General features: G+C 45.7%; 13 protein-coding genes. 6 read left to right on the top strand and 7 right to left on the bottom strand.

Going from position 1 to position 16,127, the window contains the following annotated elements:
- From rpsK to rplQ, 4 genes are all read left to right on the top strand, one after another.
- A complete protein-coding gene (rpsK, locus tag BTA51_RS23890) occupies nucleotides 1-390 on the top strand; it encodes a 30S ribosomal protein S11 (protein ID WP_020406351.1) in 390 nt (129 codons plus the stop codon).
- A 17-nt stretch (nucleotides 391-407) separates the two neighbouring features.
- Nucleotides 408-1,028: a 30S ribosomal protein S4 gene (gene rpsD, locus BTA51_RS23885; protein ID WP_094711605.1), complete on the top strand. Its 621-nt coding sequence runs from the start codon at nucleotides 408-410 to the stop codon at nucleotides 1,026-1,028.
- A gap of 33 nt (nucleotides 1,029-1,061) precedes the next feature.
- Complete coding sequence (gene rpoA / locus BTA51_RS23880; protein ID WP_094711604.1) at nucleotides 1,062-2,066, top strand: DNA-directed RNA polymerase subunit alpha; 1,005 nt, start codon at nucleotides 1,062-1,064, stop codon at nucleotides 2,064-2,066.
- A 68-nt stretch (nucleotides 2,067-2,134) separates the two neighbouring features.
- Complete coding sequence (gene rplQ, locus BTA51_RS23875) at nucleotides 2,135-2,524, top strand: 50S ribosomal protein L17 (protein ID WP_094711603.1); 390 nt, start codon at nucleotides 2,135-2,137, stop codon at nucleotides 2,522-2,524.
- A gap of 236 nt (nucleotides 2,525-2,760) precedes the next feature.
- Here rplQ and uvrA read toward each other — a convergent pair whose 3' ends face one another.
- Nucleotides 2,761-5,586, bottom strand: a complete 2,826-nt coding sequence (uvrA, locus tag BTA51_RS23870) for an excinuclease ABC subunit UvrA (protein ID WP_094711602.1) — start codon at nucleotides 5,584-5,586, stop codon at nucleotides 2,761-2,763.
- Nucleotides 5,587-5,814: 228 nt separating this feature from the next.
- On the opposite strand from uvrA, the gene BTA51_RS23865 reads away from it, so the two are divergent.
- A complete protein-coding gene (locus BTA51_RS23865) occupies nucleotides 5,815-7,197 on the top strand; it encodes an MFS transporter (protein ID WP_094711644.1) in 1,383 nt (460 codons plus the stop codon).
- A gap of 558 nt (nucleotides 7,198-7,755) precedes the next feature.
- Here the strand turns inward: BTA51_RS23865 and BTA51_RS23860 are convergent.
- From BTA51_RS23860 to BTA51_RS23845, 4 genes are all read right to left on the bottom strand, one after another.
- A complete protein-coding gene (locus BTA51_RS23860; protein WP_094711601.1) occupies nucleotides 7,756-8,412 on the bottom strand; it encodes a hypothetical protein in 657 nt (218 codons plus the stop codon).
- Between the two features lie 13 nt (nucleotides 8,413-8,425).
- Nucleotides 8,426-8,692: a hypothetical protein gene (locus tag BTA51_RS30000; RefSeq protein WP_141215668.1), complete on the bottom strand. Its 267-nt coding sequence runs from the start codon at nucleotides 8,690-8,692 to the stop codon at nucleotides 8,426-8,428.
- Between the two features lie 896 nt (nucleotides 8,693-9,588).
- Nucleotides 9,589-11,490 (bottom strand): TnsD family Tn7-like transposition protein, encoded by a 1,902-nt coding sequence (locus tag BTA51_RS23850; protein ID WP_094711599.1) that lies wholly within the window; start codon nucleotides 11,488-11,490, stop codon nucleotides 9,589-9,591.
- 19 nt (nucleotides 11,491-11,509) lie between these two features.
- Nucleotides 11,510-12,523: a TniB family NTP-binding protein gene (locus BTA51_RS23845; protein ID WP_256385756.1), complete on the bottom strand. Its 1,014-nt coding sequence runs from the start codon at nucleotides 12,521-12,523 to the stop codon at nucleotides 11,510-11,512.
- Between the two features lie 47 nt (nucleotides 12,524-12,570).
- Here BTA51_RS23845 and BTA51_RS30690 point away from each other — a divergent pair, with 47 nt between their 5' ends.
- Complete coding sequence (locus BTA51_RS30690; protein ID WP_246841155.1) at nucleotides 12,571-12,819, top strand: hypothetical protein; 249 nt, start codon at nucleotides 12,571-12,573, stop codon at nucleotides 12,817-12,819.
- Nucleotides 12,820-12,893: 74 nt separating this feature from the next.
- On the opposite strand, the gene BTA51_RS23840 is transcribed toward BTA51_RS30690, so the two are convergent.
- Together BTA51_RS23840 and BTA51_RS23835 are read right to left on the bottom strand one after the other, a co-directional pair.
- A complete protein-coding gene (locus tag BTA51_RS23840) occupies nucleotides 12,894-15,101 on the bottom strand; it encodes a DDE-type integrase/transposase/recombinase (protein WP_094711597.1) in 2,208 nt (735 codons plus the stop codon).
- Nucleotides 15,089-15,955: a TnsA endonuclease N-terminal domain-containing protein gene (locus BTA51_RS23835; RefSeq protein ID WP_094711596.1), complete on the bottom strand. Its 867-nt coding sequence runs from the start codon at nucleotides 15,953-15,955 to the stop codon at nucleotides 15,089-15,091. Before BTA51_RS23835 ends, BTA51_RS23840 begins: the two co-directional genes overlap by 13 nt.
- Nucleotides 15,956-16,127: the final 172 nt, after the last annotated feature.

Raw genomic sequence — 16,127 nt, 5'->3', positions numbered from 1 at the left:
ATGGCAAAACCAGGTACACGTACCCGTAAAAAGGTGAAAAAGACCGTTGTTGACGGTGTGGCTCATATCCACGCTTCTTTCAACAACACCATCGTGACTATTACTGATCGCCAAGGCAACGCGCTGAGCTGGGCAACAGCTGGCGGCTCTGGCTTCCGTGGATCACGTAAGAGCACACCTTTTGCTGCGCAGGTAGCAGCTGAAAGAGCCGGTAATGCGGCCTCTGAATACGGCCTAAAGAACCTTGACGTTTTGGTTAAAGGACCTGGACCCGGTCGCGAGTCCGCAATTCGTGCATTGAATGCGTGTGGGTACAAAATCACTAACATCACTGATGTTACGCCGATTCCACACAATGGATGCCGTCCTCCCAAGAAACGTAGAGTGTAAGGAAGAGGAACAGTTTAATGGCTCGTTATATTGGACCGAAATGTAAATTGTCCCGTCGTGAAGGGACCGATTTGTTCTTGAAGAGTGGTGTAAAAGCTCTTGAAAACAAATGTAATATGGAAACCGCTCCTGGTCAGCATGGTCAACGTCGTGGCCGTCTGTCTGACTACGGTTTACAGTTGCGTGAGAAGCAAAAAGTACGTCGTATGTACGGCGTTCTGGAAAAGCAATTCCGTAACTATTACAAAGAAGCTGCACGTCTGAAAGGCGCGACTGGTGAAAACTTGTTGCAATTGCTGGAAAGTCGTCTGGATAACGTAGTGTACCGCATGGGCTTTGGATCTACCCGCGCTGAAGCTCGCCAGTTGGTCTCTCATAAGGCCATTCTGGTTAATGATAAAGCGGTAAATATTCCGTCTTACGTCGTTAAGCCAGGTGATGTTGTCAGCATTCGTGAAAAGTCCAAGAATCAGCTTCGGATTAAGGGTGCACTCGATATAGCTGCTCAGCGTGGCACTGTTGGGTGGATTGAATTAGATGCCGCTAAGATGTCAGGCGTGTTCAAGACTGTACCTGAAAGAACGGACTTGTCTGCGGACATTAACGAAAACTTGATTGTCGAGCTGTACTCTAAGTAAGGCTTGCAATTTGAATAGCCAATAGGGGCATCTATGCAGCGTTCAGTAAATGAATTTCTTACACCTCGTACTATTGAGGTGAATCAAATCACAGCGACTCACGCCAAAGTGACACTGGAACCGCTTGAGCGCGGATTCGGCCACACTTTGGGGAGTGCTCTGCGCCGCATTCTACTTTCTTCTATGCCTGGCTGTGCCGTGGTAGAGGTAGAAATTGAGGGTGTATTGCATGAGTACAGCACCGTTGAGGGTGTGCAGGAAGATGTAATCGAAATTCTTCTTAATATGAAGAATCTGGCGATTAACATGCATAACCGTGACGAAGCAACCCTGACCCTGAATAAGAAAGGTTCAGGTGCTGTGTTGGCGAGTGACATTCAGCTTGATCACGACGTTGAAATTGCAAATCCGGATCTGGTGATTTGCAACCTTAACTCCAACGGCGAAGTCAAGATGACTTTGAAAGTCGCTCGTGGCCGTGGTTACGAGCCAGCAGATGCACGTCATTCTGCGGACGACGAAACTCGCGCAATTGGACGACTGCAACTGGATGCCTCTTTCAGCCCGGTTCGTCGCGTTGCGTATAACGTTGAAAGCGCTCGTGTTGAACAGCGTACGGATTTGGATAAGTTGGTCATCGATCTAGAGACCAACGGTACTATCGATCCTGAGGAAGCGATTCGTCGTGCAGCGACAATCCTTCAACAGCAACTGGCAGTGTTTGTTGACTTCGATCAGCAGAACGAGCCAGAGAAAGTGGAAGAGCAAGAAGAGATCGATCCAATTCTGTTGCGTCCGGTTGATGATCTGGAACTGACAGTTCGTTCTGCGAACTGCCTGAAAGCTGAAAATATCTACTATATTGGTGATTTGATTCAGCGTACTGAGGTCGAGCTTCTTAAGACGCCGAACCTCGGTAAAAAGTCATTGACCGAGATCAAAGACGTTCTCGCTTCGCGTGGATTGTCATTGGGTATGCGCTTGGAGAACTGGCCACCTGCCAGCCTTCGAGGCGACGATCGGGTACTTGGCGGCTAAGCTATTAGGCCGGACTCGTCGAAGTTCGGCCACAGTTGAGCCCTCACTGAGGTTGAAGGATAAAGAAGATGCGTCATCGTAAAAGTGGTCGTAAATTTAACCGGACTAGCGCGCATCGCAAGTCGATGTTCCGGAATATGGCGGCATCGTTGGTAGAGCACGAGCTGATTAAAACCACGTTGCCTAAAGCGAAAGAGCTGAGAAGAGTGGCTGAGCCTCTCATCACCCTGGCTAAAAATGACAGCGTTGCAAACCGCCGCTTGGCGTTTGCTCGTCTGCGTGATCGTGATGCGGTCACCAAGTTGTTCAATGAGCTGGGCCCACGTTATCAGGCACGTCCTGGCGGTTACCTTCGCATTCTCAAGTGCGGTTTCCGTGCAGGCGACAGCGCCCCAATGGCGTATGTTGAGCTGGTTGACCGTCCTGTTGTTGACGTGGAAGATGCAGACGAAGAATAAATTCTTCGACGTGCTTCTGATGCAAAAAGAGCCGCCCATATGGGCGGTTTTTTTATGCCTAAATTATAGAGGCCACAGTTATAGAGGCCACAGTTATAGAGGCCATAGTTATAGCGGCAATTTCTGTTGAAGTGATAACCTCTATCGGCAAGGAATGAATTCCGCTCAGCGCACTTGTAGTATAAAAAAAGCGAACTGGGTTCGCTTTTTGATTGGGTTATTTTTTGGTAAATCTGTCAGCCGTTTAGCATGCGTTTAAGGAAACGCGCAGTATGGGATCTCTCGACATCCTGAACGGATTCTGGTGGCCCCTCAGCAATAATTTCACCTCCACCATTTCCACCTTCCGGTCCAAGGTCGACAATCCAGTCAGCCGTTTTGATAACATCAAGATTATGCTCGATAACCACGATGGTGTTTCCATGATCTCTTAGTCGATGAAGTACTCTAAGCAGCTGATCGATGTCATGGAAATGAAGGCCGGTAGTTGGTTCATCAAGGATATAGAGTGTTTTGCCCGTGTCGCGCTTGGAGAGTTCACGACTCAGTTTTACCCGCTGGGCTTCTCCGCCGGAAAGGGTGACCGCGCTCTGACCAAGGCGTATATATGATAGACCTACGTCAATCAGTGTTTGGAGCTTTTTGGAAATGACAGGAATCGCATCAAAAAACTCCCTGGCATCTTCAACGGTCATTTCCAGGACGTCATGAATAGACTTTCCTTTGTAAACGACTTCCAGAGTCTCACGATTGTAACGTTTACCTTTGCAGATATCGCAGGGTACATAGAGGTCCGGCAGGAAGTGCATTTCAACTTTGATCACTCCGTCGCCCTGACAGGCCTCACAGCGACCGCCGCGGACATTGAAGCTGAATCGCCCAGGTTTATAACCTCTGGATCTTGCTTCCTGAGTGGCTGCGAAGAGTTCTCTTATTGGGGTGAAGATCTGAGTATAGGTTGCAGGGTTTGAGCGTGGCGTTCGCCCTATAGGGCTCTGGTCAATGTCAATGACCTTGTCGAACTGATCAAGACCTTCTACGGCCTGATGTTTCTCTGCACTTAATGTTGTTGCCAAATTGAGCTTTTGAGCAGCAACCGGATAGAGGGTGCCATTTATCAGCGTGGACTTGCCTGAACCTGAAACCCCTGTCACACAAGTAAACAATCCTACAGGAATTTTTAGCGTTACATTTTTAAGATTGTTGCCTTGAGCCCCCTTAACAACGAGCTGTTTTTTAGGGTCTGCTGGTACTCGCTGTGAAGGTATGGATATTTCTTTTTTACCGCTGAGATACTGCCCCGTGACAGAGTGGCTGGAGGCCATGATTTGCTCTGGGCTGCCCTGGGCCACAATTTCCCCGCCATGTACACCGGCGCCAGGGCCGATGTCTACAACGTAGTCAGCTGTTCGGATGGCATCTTCATCGTGTTCAACCACAATGACGGTGTTACCTAGATCTCTGAGATGGTTGAGCGTCGCCAATAAGCGATCATTATCCCGTTGGTGCAAACCGATTGAAGGTTCATCGAGAACATACATGACTCCAACCAGCCCCGCTCCAATCTGGCTGGCTAGTCGAATACGCTGGGCTTCGCCTCCGGAAAGTGTTTCAGCACTGCGATCAAGGGAAAGATAGTCCAGGCCAACGTTGATCAGAAACTGCAGTCGAAGTTGGATTTCTTTGATGATCTTCGCTCCGATCTCTCCTTTTCTTCCAGTCAGATTTAATTGCTGGAAAAACTGTCCGGCTTCACCGATTGCCAGATGCGAGATTTCAGGAAGATTTCTGTTATCTACGAAAACATGCCGTGAGGATTTTTTCAGGCGGCTGCCATCACAATCCGGGCAGGATCTTTGGGTTAGAAACTTCGACAATTCATCCCTGACCATCTGGGAATCCGTTTCCCGGTAGCGTCTTTCCATATTGGGAATAACGCCTTCAAACGGATGTTCGCGAAATACAATATCGCCCCGACTATTTACATACTTGAATTTAATGCTGGTGTTTCCACTTCCAGAGAGGAGGGCTTTGCGGAAACTCTCTGGCAAATCAATGTAAGCAGTATCGATATCGACGTCGAAGTGATCAGCAAGACTGCTCATCATCTGGAAATAAAATACACTACGCCTGTCCCATCCTTTGATTGCACCTTCCGCTAACGTCAGTTCCGGACGTTCAACAACCTTTCCGGGGTCGAAATATTGTTTGACTCCGAGGCCGTCACAGGCGCTACACGCGCCGGCAGGGTTGTTAAAGGAGAAGACTCTGGGTTCTAGTTCGCTGACGCTATAGCCGCAGGTCGGACAGGCAAATTTGGCTGAAAAGATCAGCTCTTCACCTTCCTGATCCATGGGGGCGGCAATCACAATACCTTCGGCTATTTCTATACAGGTCTCGATAGATTCTGCCAGACGTGTCTGGATATCTTCGCGGATCTTAAGCCTGTCAACCACCGCTTCGATGGTGTGCTTACGTTTTTTATCCAGCTCCGGAGTATCGTCCAGGTCGACAACAATGCCGTCGATTCTGGCGCGGATGAATCCCTGGGATTTTAGGCCGTCGATGACGTGCAAATGCTCGCCTTTGCGGTTGCGGACTACCGGAGCCAACAACATCCATTTGCTGTTTTCAGGAAGTGCCATAATACGGTCAACCATCTGGCTGACGGTCTGAGCTTCCAGAACAATATCGTGGTCAGGGCAGCGGGGCTCTCCCACCCGGGCAAACAGCAGTCGCAGATAGTCGTATATTTCAGTAATGGTGCCAACGGTTGAGCGAGGATTGTGGGACGTGGACTTCTGCTCGATACTGATGGCCGGTGACAGCCCTTCGATATGATCAACATCCGGCTTTTCCATCATGGACAGAAACTGCCGGGCGTAAGTCGAGAGCGACTCCACGTAGCGGCGCTGACCCTCCGCATATAATGTATCGAAGGCCAACGATGATTTGCCGGATCCTGACAAGCCGGTAATAACAATCAGCTTATCCCGGGGGAGTTCGAGATCGATATTCTTAAGGTTGTGCGTGCGTGCGCCGCGGACCTGAATAGTGTCCATAAATCCTGCTTACCCGATGAAATAAACCGGCCATTATAAGGCTCTGGGCAGGAGTTTACTAACCGCATTGTCTCTTGTTCTGTAACCATACTGACAGAAATTGTCAGGAGAGTTGCTGCGAATTATTACAATAAAGTTGAACTCCTTCAGAGTAGGGATTGAGACATTAAACTGGGTCCGATGAAATGCTACAATGACGCCTTTTTTGCCCAGGCAGTCTTTTTTCGTATGAAATCGACCAATAGTTTACTACCGGCCGAGAAACGCTCGGTTTCTATTCTTGCTTCGCTTTATGCCATGCGGATGCTCGGTTTGTTCATGGTTCTGCCGGTTTTTATGGTGGAAGGGCAGAGCTTGCAGGGAGCTAATCCGACACTTTTGGGACTTGCCATCGGTGTATATGGACTAAGTCAGGCGGTACTGCAGATCCCATTCGGAATCCTGTCCGACAAGCTGGGTCGTAAAAAAATGATTTTTATCGGCCTTGTACTGTTTGCTCTGGGTAGTGTTGTTGCTGCCAGCAGTTCATCAATCTATGGCGTGATTGTTGGCCGTGTACTTCAGGGCGCTGGCGCTATTGCCAGCGTATTGATGGCGCTGTTGAGCGATCTTACCCGGGAAGAGAATCGCACCAAAGCGATGGCAACTGTCGGGATGACGATTGGTCTCTCATTTGCCGTGGCACTCGTGTTAGGACCTATTTTGACGGCCAGCTTTGGTTTAAGTGGCGTGTTCTGGGTGACGGCAGGTCTGGCGGTTGTCGGGATGTTGTTACTGACAAGAGTGCCCCAGGCGGTTCAATCGAAAAGGCATCTGGAAACCCAGGTGGTGACAGGGTCTCTCAGCTCTGTTTTTGGGAACAAGGAGCTGATGCGTCTGAATTGGGGAATCTTCTCTCTTCATTTGGTGATGACAGCGTTGTTTGTGGCCATTCCTATCTCTCTGTTAAATCAGTTTGGCTTTGAGAAGGCCCAACACGGGTATTTCTATCTGGCCGTCATTTTTGGGGCATTTGTCTCGATGGTTCCCTTAATTATCATCGGAGAAAAACGCCGGCAAATCCGCCGCTTCTTTCAAGGGGCGGTCTTGCTGCTGACAGTGGCTCTATTGGCAGAAATCTGGGGTATGACAGGCTTCATATCTTTTACTCTGTTGCTATTCTGCTTCTTTGTGGCATTTAACTATCTGGAGGCGACGCTGCCTTCTTTGGTCAGTAAAGTGGCTCCTGCTGGTATGCGGGGGACTGCGATGGGGGTATATTCCAGTTCGCAATTTTTAGGGGCATTTCTCGGAGGAACTCTGGGAGGTGTAGCCTATGATATGGGCGGTCTGGCGGCCGTCTATGGCCTTTGTGCAACGATAGGTTTAGTATGGACGATCCTGACAATGTCCATGCCTGAACCGCCTTATACCACCAGTCTTGTTTTGCCTTTAAGGCCTTTTGAGCATGGCTCAGCCGAGCAGGTGAGTCAGCAGTTGGGTAATATTCCCGGAGTGCAGGATGTAACCTTGGTGGTAGAAGAGCATCTTGCATATTTAAAGATTGATCGAAAGTGCCTTGATGAGGAGGCGCTTTATAAACACCCTCTGGCTGCGCGAGCCGAGGGGTAATTGGGTGCCAAGTGCCAAAATATTTTGTCACTCACTAGGGCTGGAAATCAATAAGTTACAAATATTGAGCAGCCAAAACTGTTTGTCACTCACTGATTTATAGGTACGATGCTGAATTCCGCATGCCAAAACCCGCTGTCACTGTCAGGAGGGAAGTTAGTAGAGTATGTGTGGATTGTGTAGCGAATGTCATTATTTTGTAAGCACGACATGCTTAAGTGTATGTTGGCTTTATAGAGATACCTTCAATTTAAGGCGAGAGTTATGTCTCGGGCCATGTGTTTCTTATCCGATCAAAATCACGATATTTCGTTTTGGCTAAATTTGCATCCAAGCCTAACTGTCTTTGTAAATTATCTTTGCTATACCTATTGCGCTCAAGAGCCCAGTGCTGCGGTAACATATTGCTTTGTATGCCGGATACCTAACTCCAAATGTTAAGTTTAGACTTGATGGTAATAGTTAAGGTGAGAGAGCTCAATCGTTTGAACTGACAGATGCTTATATAATAAGTGTCTGCCAGATCAAGCTCAGACTACCAACAGCATAGCGCTGTTATTAAAGACCTCCGCCAAGATTGAATCCACCAGGGTTGAGACCACCAGGGTTGAGACCACCAGGGTTGAGACCACCAGGGTTGAGACCACCAGGGTTGAGTCCTCCAGATTCTGGTTTGTCATCAAAAGGACGATGATAAGGATCTTCGGGATCTTTATCACTACTCGTATCATGGTTATTGGTCTGCTCTAACACTAAAGCTTCAAGAATTTCTAGTGTTGGGGTAATCGGAAGAACATGAATAGAAGGGTCAATATTAACACCTTTTGGCAATTCAAATTTAGCATATGGGATTTCTGTGCAAACACCGCAAGTACTAGGAGGTCCACCTAAGGTAACACTTGTACCTAATGAGACTGTTACATACTCTACTAGTTCTGGTGGCCATTCGGCCATGTTATTTGAGCAATTTCTAACAGTTCGACGCATATAATATTCATTGTCCAGAACTATTTTTCTTTTACACTCAATAAATAATATCTTTTTATCTTTTTCTGCTAATGCAAGCTCACCAGAAATTTCGTACTTGCCTGCTGAATATTCGACTCCTAAATTATGTCCATACTTGTCCTGTATGTATTTGTACTTTAAGTTAGGGTCAGCTAACAAGTCTGTAGAAGTTAATATAAAACATATAAAAGCAATAAATCTATTCATATTTGCCTCCCTGTCAGGGCTTGGAAAAAACTGTGATAATCTCGCTATTATTTATTCTAAGTATTTCTATAGGCTTTCCATGGAATTTTCCACTGCTTCCGAACATTAATATTATAGTTTCATCAGAAGTTCGCCATATTAGTGCTAATGCTCCAGTTCTAGATGCTTTCTTGATATCTTCAATAATTTGCGATGAAAAATTCTCGCCCTTATTTAATGATAGATTGTCGTAAAAGCTATGTGAAAAAATAATGTCTACTGGTCTTGCATTCCTATTCATTACCTTTTCCGCGTCTAACGTGCCAGCTTGTTTGGAGAAAAAGTAAACTGAAATAATTATAAAAATCCACGACCAAACCTTTAAAATGAATAGTCTTGGAAGAATATTCTTCATGCGCTTGGCTATATAAGGCCCTAATAGAAAAAGTATAAATGGAATAATCCAAATTAGTGATATCCACTTGAACCTTGTAATGACCTCAAATAAATTTGCAACAACGGAAAAGGAATATGTGAAGACTGTATAGTCATTAAATGAAAAGCTAGACCGATTAATGTTGAAAGTGGAAAAATACTCATTAACGTACTGCCATCCTGAGAAATAACAAATGATGGCTAAGCTTGTAATAGACTTAGCAGATAGCTCGAGAGATTTTCCATATAAACTAAGAGAGTCTAACTTTTCCATAGAGCTAAAATTATCACAATGGTTAAAATTTGGGGGCGAATACTTCCAATTATCGATTGTGTCCATAATGAGCTTTCGCTAAATCAAGAGGTAGGCTCAATGTTTACCTGGTATAATGTAGCACGCAATCTAATAATAGGTGCTTAAACATAGACAAGCTGTGCGCATTCATCTATAAGCCCAGCATACTCAATTGCTTGACGAGGCAAAATATGCCAATTGGGTAAGCCAAAAGTTTAGGGGAGGTATACAGTGAGTCAGATCTGGTGGTAGAAATAACACAGGACCTTTTAAAGACTTAGTTGAGCTTCTTTCGATGAAAGTGTCTCACCTCCGGAAGTTGGTAAACATCTTCTCTCTGAATTTAAAATACAAGTGATAGCAGTCAAAGATGGAAGTATGGATAAAATCAAGCCCTAAGTTTCAAGCTGGATAAATTGTTCCACTGAGAGGGTTATGGTTCAGGGGGCTGAAAGGGGATGGTTCTTCTATTCCTCTAGCTTTGATCGTTTCGCTACTTGCCCACCAAATCTGTAGATTAATGAGCGGATTTCGTCAATATAAGGATCCAGCTTGCGTGCAGGAATGCCGCACATGCGTCTCAAGCTATTAATGCTGATTTCCAAATCCGCAGCTATTAGCTGTTTTATCCCCCAGCTCACTTTCCGCAACAGGTACTGTTCTTTAGTCTCAACAAATTCATTGAGTACTTCTGTAGTCATAGGGAATCGCGCTGGTTGGGTTGTATATCTTTGGAGTTCACCATGCTCTGACAACAATGTGGTTACGGTAATTCGTTTTAGTTTGATATCACTTGATAGCAATAATTTGGCCGATTCGGTAATAGCTTTTGACAGTTTATAGTCAATATCTTGCCAGTCTAACCGGGGCTCTCTCCTGTCAGGCTGTTGCCCTCTAGTTTTGGCGATCATGGATTGAAACCACGCTTTATCCTTTTTAATCATGTAATCGTATATTCCAGGAAATCGTTTTAGGACATCACTTCGGGTTGCATCTGGTATCTCGACCAATAAATCTGTGATCACCTTTCTATGGCGTTGAAGGAGTATGTCTGAAGTTTTCTTCTTACGAACTATGCTGAGATTTGGGTAGGATAACTCAATCAGTAGAAGACTCCATTCGCTTACTTTGTGATCGTTCATAATCTGCTTTTTCTGAATGCCGTTTTCAAGTTGCCGAATAATCTGAGCAAGGCGCTTTATTCCTATTCGTTGGGTGGCGTGTGAGGAAAGAGGGATGTGAATGTTCTGATCTCGTGCTGTGGCTGCAATTTTCCAGGTAGTCGTATTAAGCGCTGCTGCACATGAGGAAATTCGGAATCCATAATTGTTTAGAGTGTTCTGCAGATTTAGTTTCCATTTTTCTGGTGGCGCTATTTCTGAAGGAACTGATGTACTATCTGCAGTATTTCGAGTAATGGTAATGTTGTTCTCGAAGTCTTGAATGCTTTCGAAGGCAGCAGCCAAAATAAGCAGTCCTGCGATGGTGGACAATTTCCGACCTGTTTTTGCATGAGAAAAATAGCGTCGTAACCAGGCAGAGGGCTTACCATTCTCCGATACAGAATAGTTGATAGAACTGAGGACTTTAAGACCTAGTTGAGCCTCAATGGCGCTGGCAAGCCGGGGATATTCCACAAGAGAACCTTTCCCAAAGCCAGATAAGATAACTCCATTACGTAGTTTATCGATCGGGGCGTCTCCGGGTGGCCTGGAGTCAAGAAGATAGGCGCTATTTCGAGCAAGCCATTTTGCACCTGCAGTTACATAATGCGTAGACACTGCTGTTGGCTGGAATGAATTACAAAGGCACTGCCCTGGCATTGTGAGCTTTTTACCTGGCAAAGGGTATCGGCCGCAATTATTACAGCCGTCACAGAGCACTTGATCATGTTTCCAGCAAACTGAAACGCCTGGAAGTTGGTGTGCTACTAGAAAATAAGCAAAACCGTAATTTACAATTTGTTCGTTGATGCATTTAAGGCAGAAACGAGGACTTTTTGGAGATGGGGGTGTACGGTACATTGTGAGTCCCATCCCAACGATAATTGGCCTAGGGCTCTCCGCCTTAGAGAGCATCTTAAAAGTTAATTGTCTTTTATCGCTAGGATGAAAATAAGTGAAATAAGGTAGGGCTGTATGATGTTTTATTAGTAGGCTAATGTCCTGCCAAGGATGTCCATTCGGCATTGCCAAGGCTATTTTGGCTAAATAGCCAGGGAGGGGAGAAAATAGTGTTTTGACGTAACGTTGGCCGATTAGAATCGACATTAGTTCGTGGTTGGCTATTCCTAATCGCTCAGCGCATCTGCCTACAACGGAAAATACTGTTTCCCCTTCTGCGGGGACAGGAAAAAATGGTAGACGCATGCAGCAATTCCATTATCGCTTAAAGTAGCACTTCTGGTAGGGATTTGGACTCTTCTGAAATAGAGTCTAGGAGAGTTTCGGCATCCTTCTTGGGCGTTTTAGGCTTGGATAGGATGCCCAATGAGCGCTCTTGTTCTGCTGCCTGTTGAGCTTTGATTTCCTCTATTCGGCTTAAGATAGCGTCTGCCTTAAGTTGTTCGAAGGCTTTTGGATAAAGGTCGTCATACTGCTGGATTATTTTTTTGTTATTGGACCGAAGGGCGTTAATGATACGATGTAACGGTTTAAAGCGTACATTGTAGACTTGCTTAATCAGATCTATTGAGACTGTTTCAATACCTGTGTCGATTGCTTCTATTTGCGAAGCAATGAAAAGCGCAATTAATATTCCGGTGACTCCTTGACTGTAGTCATATAAAACATCACGTATTTTATCGTCGTACTCTATCGGGCGCTGTACCCATTGGTACCCCCAGAGGATCTCACTAAATGCCGCGAAGTCGGGGTCTTGAGGAGACGCTGGGCGAGTGAGTTCGTGGTAGCCTCCCTCGACAATTCTCCGGGCTGTACTCAGATCAGATTTGAGGATGTTAGCTGCCTTATGTGTTCCAACCAGGATGACCGGTACGCGCAATTCATCGCGGATATTAATCAGGAGGGCTATAAACTCGCTAACCTCTTTTGGTGTACCTAGTAATAGGTTCTCTACACAGTCTAGTATGAGGGCTCCGACATGATGTGTGACGACGATACGGCGGAGTTGAGCAACGTAATGTGTTCGCGTCATCGATTTGTCTGCAAAGAATTTGGCATATAGCGGCTTTCCCAATAGCGCATCAGTATAGTCGCCATAAGACTTGCAGAATGCTTTTGCTGAGCACTGATCGGGGACATTTCTCATCAAATACAAAATTTGTGTTTCTGGAAATGGTTGGTTCTTGTAATTTGAATGCTGAATTACTGGTTTGCCTAGCATGCTCATACAACCTCGAATTAGGGTCGATTTTCCTATGCCCGGAATTCCACAGATCATAGAAATTGTGGAGAGACGACCTGTACCAGGGTCTATGACTGGGACGAATGATGGTTGCGTTGCTGCATGGTGTAGGTGCTGCTGTCCGGCAGCAGTCATCGGATTTCTTGTTGAGTAGCCGTCAAATACCTGGATGGCAAGGTGATTTAAAAACCGAACATGCTGGTTTGTCGGAAAGAGAAATCTTGATAACCGAGCGGGCAAGAACATTCGCATTGCAGCAGGAAGTTTCCGCTCTTCTGGAAGAAATGCTGGCATATCAGAAAGACGAATTATTGCATCGTCTCTATCCGTAGGAAGTGGGGAGAGAGTCTCTATAAGTGGATTGCCAGAAAACTCCGGTAAGGGGTATGTAGTGTATGTCGGCTGATCATTTATCCAAATCGGCATTCCCATTCTTCCATAGTTCTAGAGCTCGTTGGCCTGCTGTTTTTGAATGACTGGTTGAGGAGGTTTGTTCGTTCCTTTCTGACATTTCCCCACCATCAATGTAGTCTGCAGATATGGAAGCGATGGCTGCGGCAACACTTTTTTGCTCTTCCATCAGTTGCCGGCTCCTTTCTGCGGCAATTTCTATGTCGGTGTTAAGTCGGATTGCCTGTTTCGATTGCGACCGTGAGCTTGGTAATTTTGCAGCTTTACTACGGTCTATGGCGTTACGATTTCGCTGATTGATCCGTTTGGCCTTTTCTGACTTATTCACGATATTGTTCGTCTTGGCTTTGAATGCAAGCCGCTCAGCTTTCTCTCGATGCTCTTCGATTTCCCAAAATGACGCATTTAGGCGCTGTACGTCTGGATTGCTGTTGAAGGCCTCAAGCCAGTCTTGTCGCGTTGGGTCGAGATAATGAATCTTGAAGCTAATTAAATCATCATAGCGAACTTCGATTTTGAAATTGCCATTAATGGACGCTCTCTCAATAAGGCCAGAGGAAAGAAGATCGCTTGATAAATAGTGGTGTTTCTTGAAGTAAAGGCCCTGTGGAGTAACTGAGGCCATATCTTTCAGCATTAGTTCGCTTTTGACGACTTTGGAATCAAGTTTTCGTGTAAATCCTGCTCTATGATTTAGACCCCACTCAAATAGTCCACCATAGGTTATCGCTGAAATTCCTGCGTTAATGGCTTCTGCAGGTAGGTGTTCCACCGGAGCTGGATCATTGTTAAGGTCGATAATGATCTCGACGATAATTGCTTCTAGATCTTCTAATGTAAGCGCCGCTGATTTCTTGCCGTCATCGCCTCGTCGTGGAACATTCTTATTATGCTTGCCAGGCTTCATATAGAAGTTATCGCCGTGCTTGATATTCTCGAATTTTCCTTCAACAGATCCTTTTCGATCTGGTCGCATAGGGGGCATGATTTCTAACTTGATTCCTAACTCAGGAATTATGCCAGCTTTATCACTGACGAGCTCACCTCGATCTGCCGCAAGGCGACTGGGAAGATGTTTGGATTTCCACACCTCTTGGCTATAGGGGAGGTCAAGGCGTTTGAAAACATCAGTTTTTGGAGTAAAGCAGTTTCGCAATGCTTTTGCTGCCATAAACCAACTTGCTGGTTGGAGGGAAAGGGCATAACCGACAATAGCGCCAGACCACACATCTATAATGCTATAAAGAGTCGCTTCTTTGGTTAGCTTGGTTGGGTCAAGTCGAGAAACTATCCGAATCTGAATTATTGTTGCGTCGATTTCGTATCGATAGCCGGGGCCTAAAACACCATCTCTCGCCTTTCCTCGTATTGTTGATTTTTTCCGAGAGGGATGGGACATTCGGGGTTTGAGTTTTCTATCCCCTTCGGTTTTCTTAAGGAGTGAGGCAATATAGCGGAACTGACGGAAAGTGGGACACAGTTTTGGAGGTAAAAGAATGTCCTCAACAACTATCCTACTTCCTGGCTGTCTGGTGATTTGCTTCCCTTTTGAATAATATTTTTGCAAAGTCAGGACGTAGGACTCAAGTTCGGTATGCTTTCCGCTCAAGTAATAGAGTCGAATTCCTTTTTCGAGATTTTGACGGACAATTGGTAGCGGAAGCTGTCCGCTTTCTTCAAAGAGTTTGGACTTGCGGCCTCGCTTTTTTGAACCAGGTTTCTGTTGTCTATGAGGGGATTCAGAAGTTTTTTGTGGGCCAGCAAGCGCCAAGTCTGTCATCCCCCCCCAAAGATAATCATAGAAATGACGCCGAACTGTGCGCACATGAACATTATACTGTTTTGCGATCCGCGCGAACTCGCGTCCTCGATACGATGCATCAAATATCAAGCTGGAGTTGCCTATCACGTTCTCCATAATTGATAGTGCTCGCTCGTATTTTGCCAGGTTGGACTTAGAGAGAGCCTCTTTGCTTGCTGCAAGGTTGGTTCTGAAAGTCTCCAGTCTAACGATTCCGTTCGATTCGATGTCTGGATCAATTGTTTGAAGTAGGCGGTTAAATGGCGCTCTGATTGGCTGATTGTCTAGCCTTATAAGGGCAGCAGTAGTGCTGTCATCAGAAACCGCAACGACGCGGACAATGCCTTCAATGCAGGCAAGGCGGTCTGGAGCTGGGGCTAGTATGTCATTTAGCTCAAGCATGTATCATTAATTCTCAGCAGTTCTGGAAGGTAGTTCTCATGAGTGATAAGCATGCTATCGAGATTGAAGACTAACAGCTTGGTCCAAATCGCTTGACCAAGTAGGTGGAAGCAGTCACCGTTATTAATCCCAAGTTTGTCTGATGTGATTGTGAGGAGTTGATTCAGCGTGAGTTGTTTAGACCAATATTTCCGAACAGCGGATAGAAATTCGGGAATTTTGCAGTTCAGGCTGTCAAGTTCTCGGGCAACCATCGAGGCTCGAAATAAGTCGAGATTTCTGAACTTGTTATAGGGAATCATGGTGTCTGTGGCTAGGGTCCATGGGACGCTTCTGCGCTCCCAGAACGTTTTTTCGATCAAAATTTTTTCTAATGTGCGAGCGGCCTTAGGGTTTGTTTTCTCGATGTCTGAAGCAGGCTTACAACAAAGTACATGTAATGAATGGGAGGTGCCTGTTTTCACTGTCAAGACAAGATCTGACGTCTGAACCCGATGTGCGCCAGTGGCTGAATAGATCGGATGGGATATGCCCAGCTCTCCAGCTATTTGCACTGTCTCTTCTACGGGGAGAAGGGCATATTGCTCGCGGATCTCTATGACTGAGTCTGAGAACTCTGCTAGTACATGATAGGCGTACTCGATATCAGATAAGTAATGATGCTTGCGTTTTAGCTTGAGCCCTTCGACAATTGCAGAGCGGCCTCTAGAAGGAACATCTCTGACAAAGAAAAATGGTTTGTATTTCGGACCGCTCCCTTGTCCGAACCCCATTTTGATCCAACGTTTGATGGTCTTATCTGAAGGTGACCTGCTTTTTGGCATATTCACATCCCTGAATTCGCCTAACAACATCTTAATCTTTGGCAAATAGTTCAGGATAAAATCAAGTACCTAAACTCTACCGTTACGAAATAATGTACACCTTTTGAGCAGAAAAATAATATACATGTCCGAGGATGACAAGTGTCAGTTAGATGAAATAGTTTTGACCCGGTACATTACCCATCTTTGATGGCTGCATAGT

The sequence above is a fragment of the Hahella sp. CCB-MM4 genome (genome assembly GCF_002260525.1).
Lineage (GTDB): Bacteria > Pseudomonadota > Gammaproteobacteria > Pseudomonadales > Oleiphilaceae > Hahella.
The sequence above is the reverse complement of the archived record's forward strand: the minus strand, read 5'-3'. Positions and strand labels throughout refer to the sequence as shown.

What these genes read in the sequence shown, in the direction of transcription:
- uvrA (WP_094711602.1), bottom strand. Translation starts at nt 5,586, where the DNA reads ATGGACACTATTCAGGTCCGCGGCGCACGCACGCACAACCTTAAGAAT.
- rpsK (WP_020406351.1), top strand. Translation starts at nt 1, where the DNA reads ATGGCAAAACCAGGTACACGTACCCGTAAAAAGGTGAAAAAGACCGTT.
- BTA51_RS30690 (WP_246841155.1), top strand. Translation starts at nt 12,571, where the DNA reads ATGATGGTTGCGTTGCTGCATGGTGTAGGTGCTGCTGTCCGGCAGCAG.
- rpsD (WP_094711605.1), top strand. Translation starts at nt 408, where the DNA reads ATGGCTCGTTATATTGGACCGAAATGTAAATTGTCCCGTCGTGAAGGG.
- BTA51_RS23850 (WP_094711599.1), bottom strand. Translation starts at nt 11,490, where the DNA reads ATGCGTCTACCATTTTTTCCTGTCCCCGCAGAAGGGGAAACAGTATTT.
- rplQ (WP_094711603.1), top strand. Translation starts at nt 2,135, where the DNA reads ATGCGTCATCGTAAAAGTGGTCGTAAATTTAACCGGACTAGCGCGCAT.
- BTA51_RS23845 (WP_256385756.1), bottom strand. Translation starts at nt 12,523, where the DNA reads ATGATCTGTGGAATTCCGGGCATAGGAAAATCGACCCTAATTCGAGGT.
- BTA51_RS30000 (WP_141215668.1), bottom strand. Translation starts at nt 8,692, where the DNA reads ATGAATAGGAATGCAAGACCAGTAGACATTATTTTTTCACATAGCTTT.
- rpoA (WP_094711604.1), top strand. Translation starts at nt 1,062, where the DNA reads ATGCAGCGTTCAGTAAATGAATTTCTTACACCTCGTACTATTGAGGTG.
- BTA51_RS23835 (WP_094711596.1), bottom strand. Translation starts at nt 15,955, where the DNA reads ATGTTGTTAGGCGAATTCAGGGATGTGAATATGCCAAAAAGCAGGTCA.
- BTA51_RS23840 (WP_094711597.1), bottom strand. Translation starts at nt 15,101, where the DNA reads ATGCTTGAGCTAAATGACATACTAGCCCCAGCTCCAGACCGCCTTGCC.
- BTA51_RS23860 (WP_094711601.1), bottom strand. Translation starts at nt 8,412, where the DNA reads ATGAATAGATTTATTGCTTTTATATGTTTTATATTAACTTCTACAGAC.
- BTA51_RS23865 (WP_094711644.1), top strand. Translation starts at nt 5,815, where the DNA reads ATGAAATCGACCAATAGTTTACTACCGGCCGAGAAACGCTCGGTTTCT.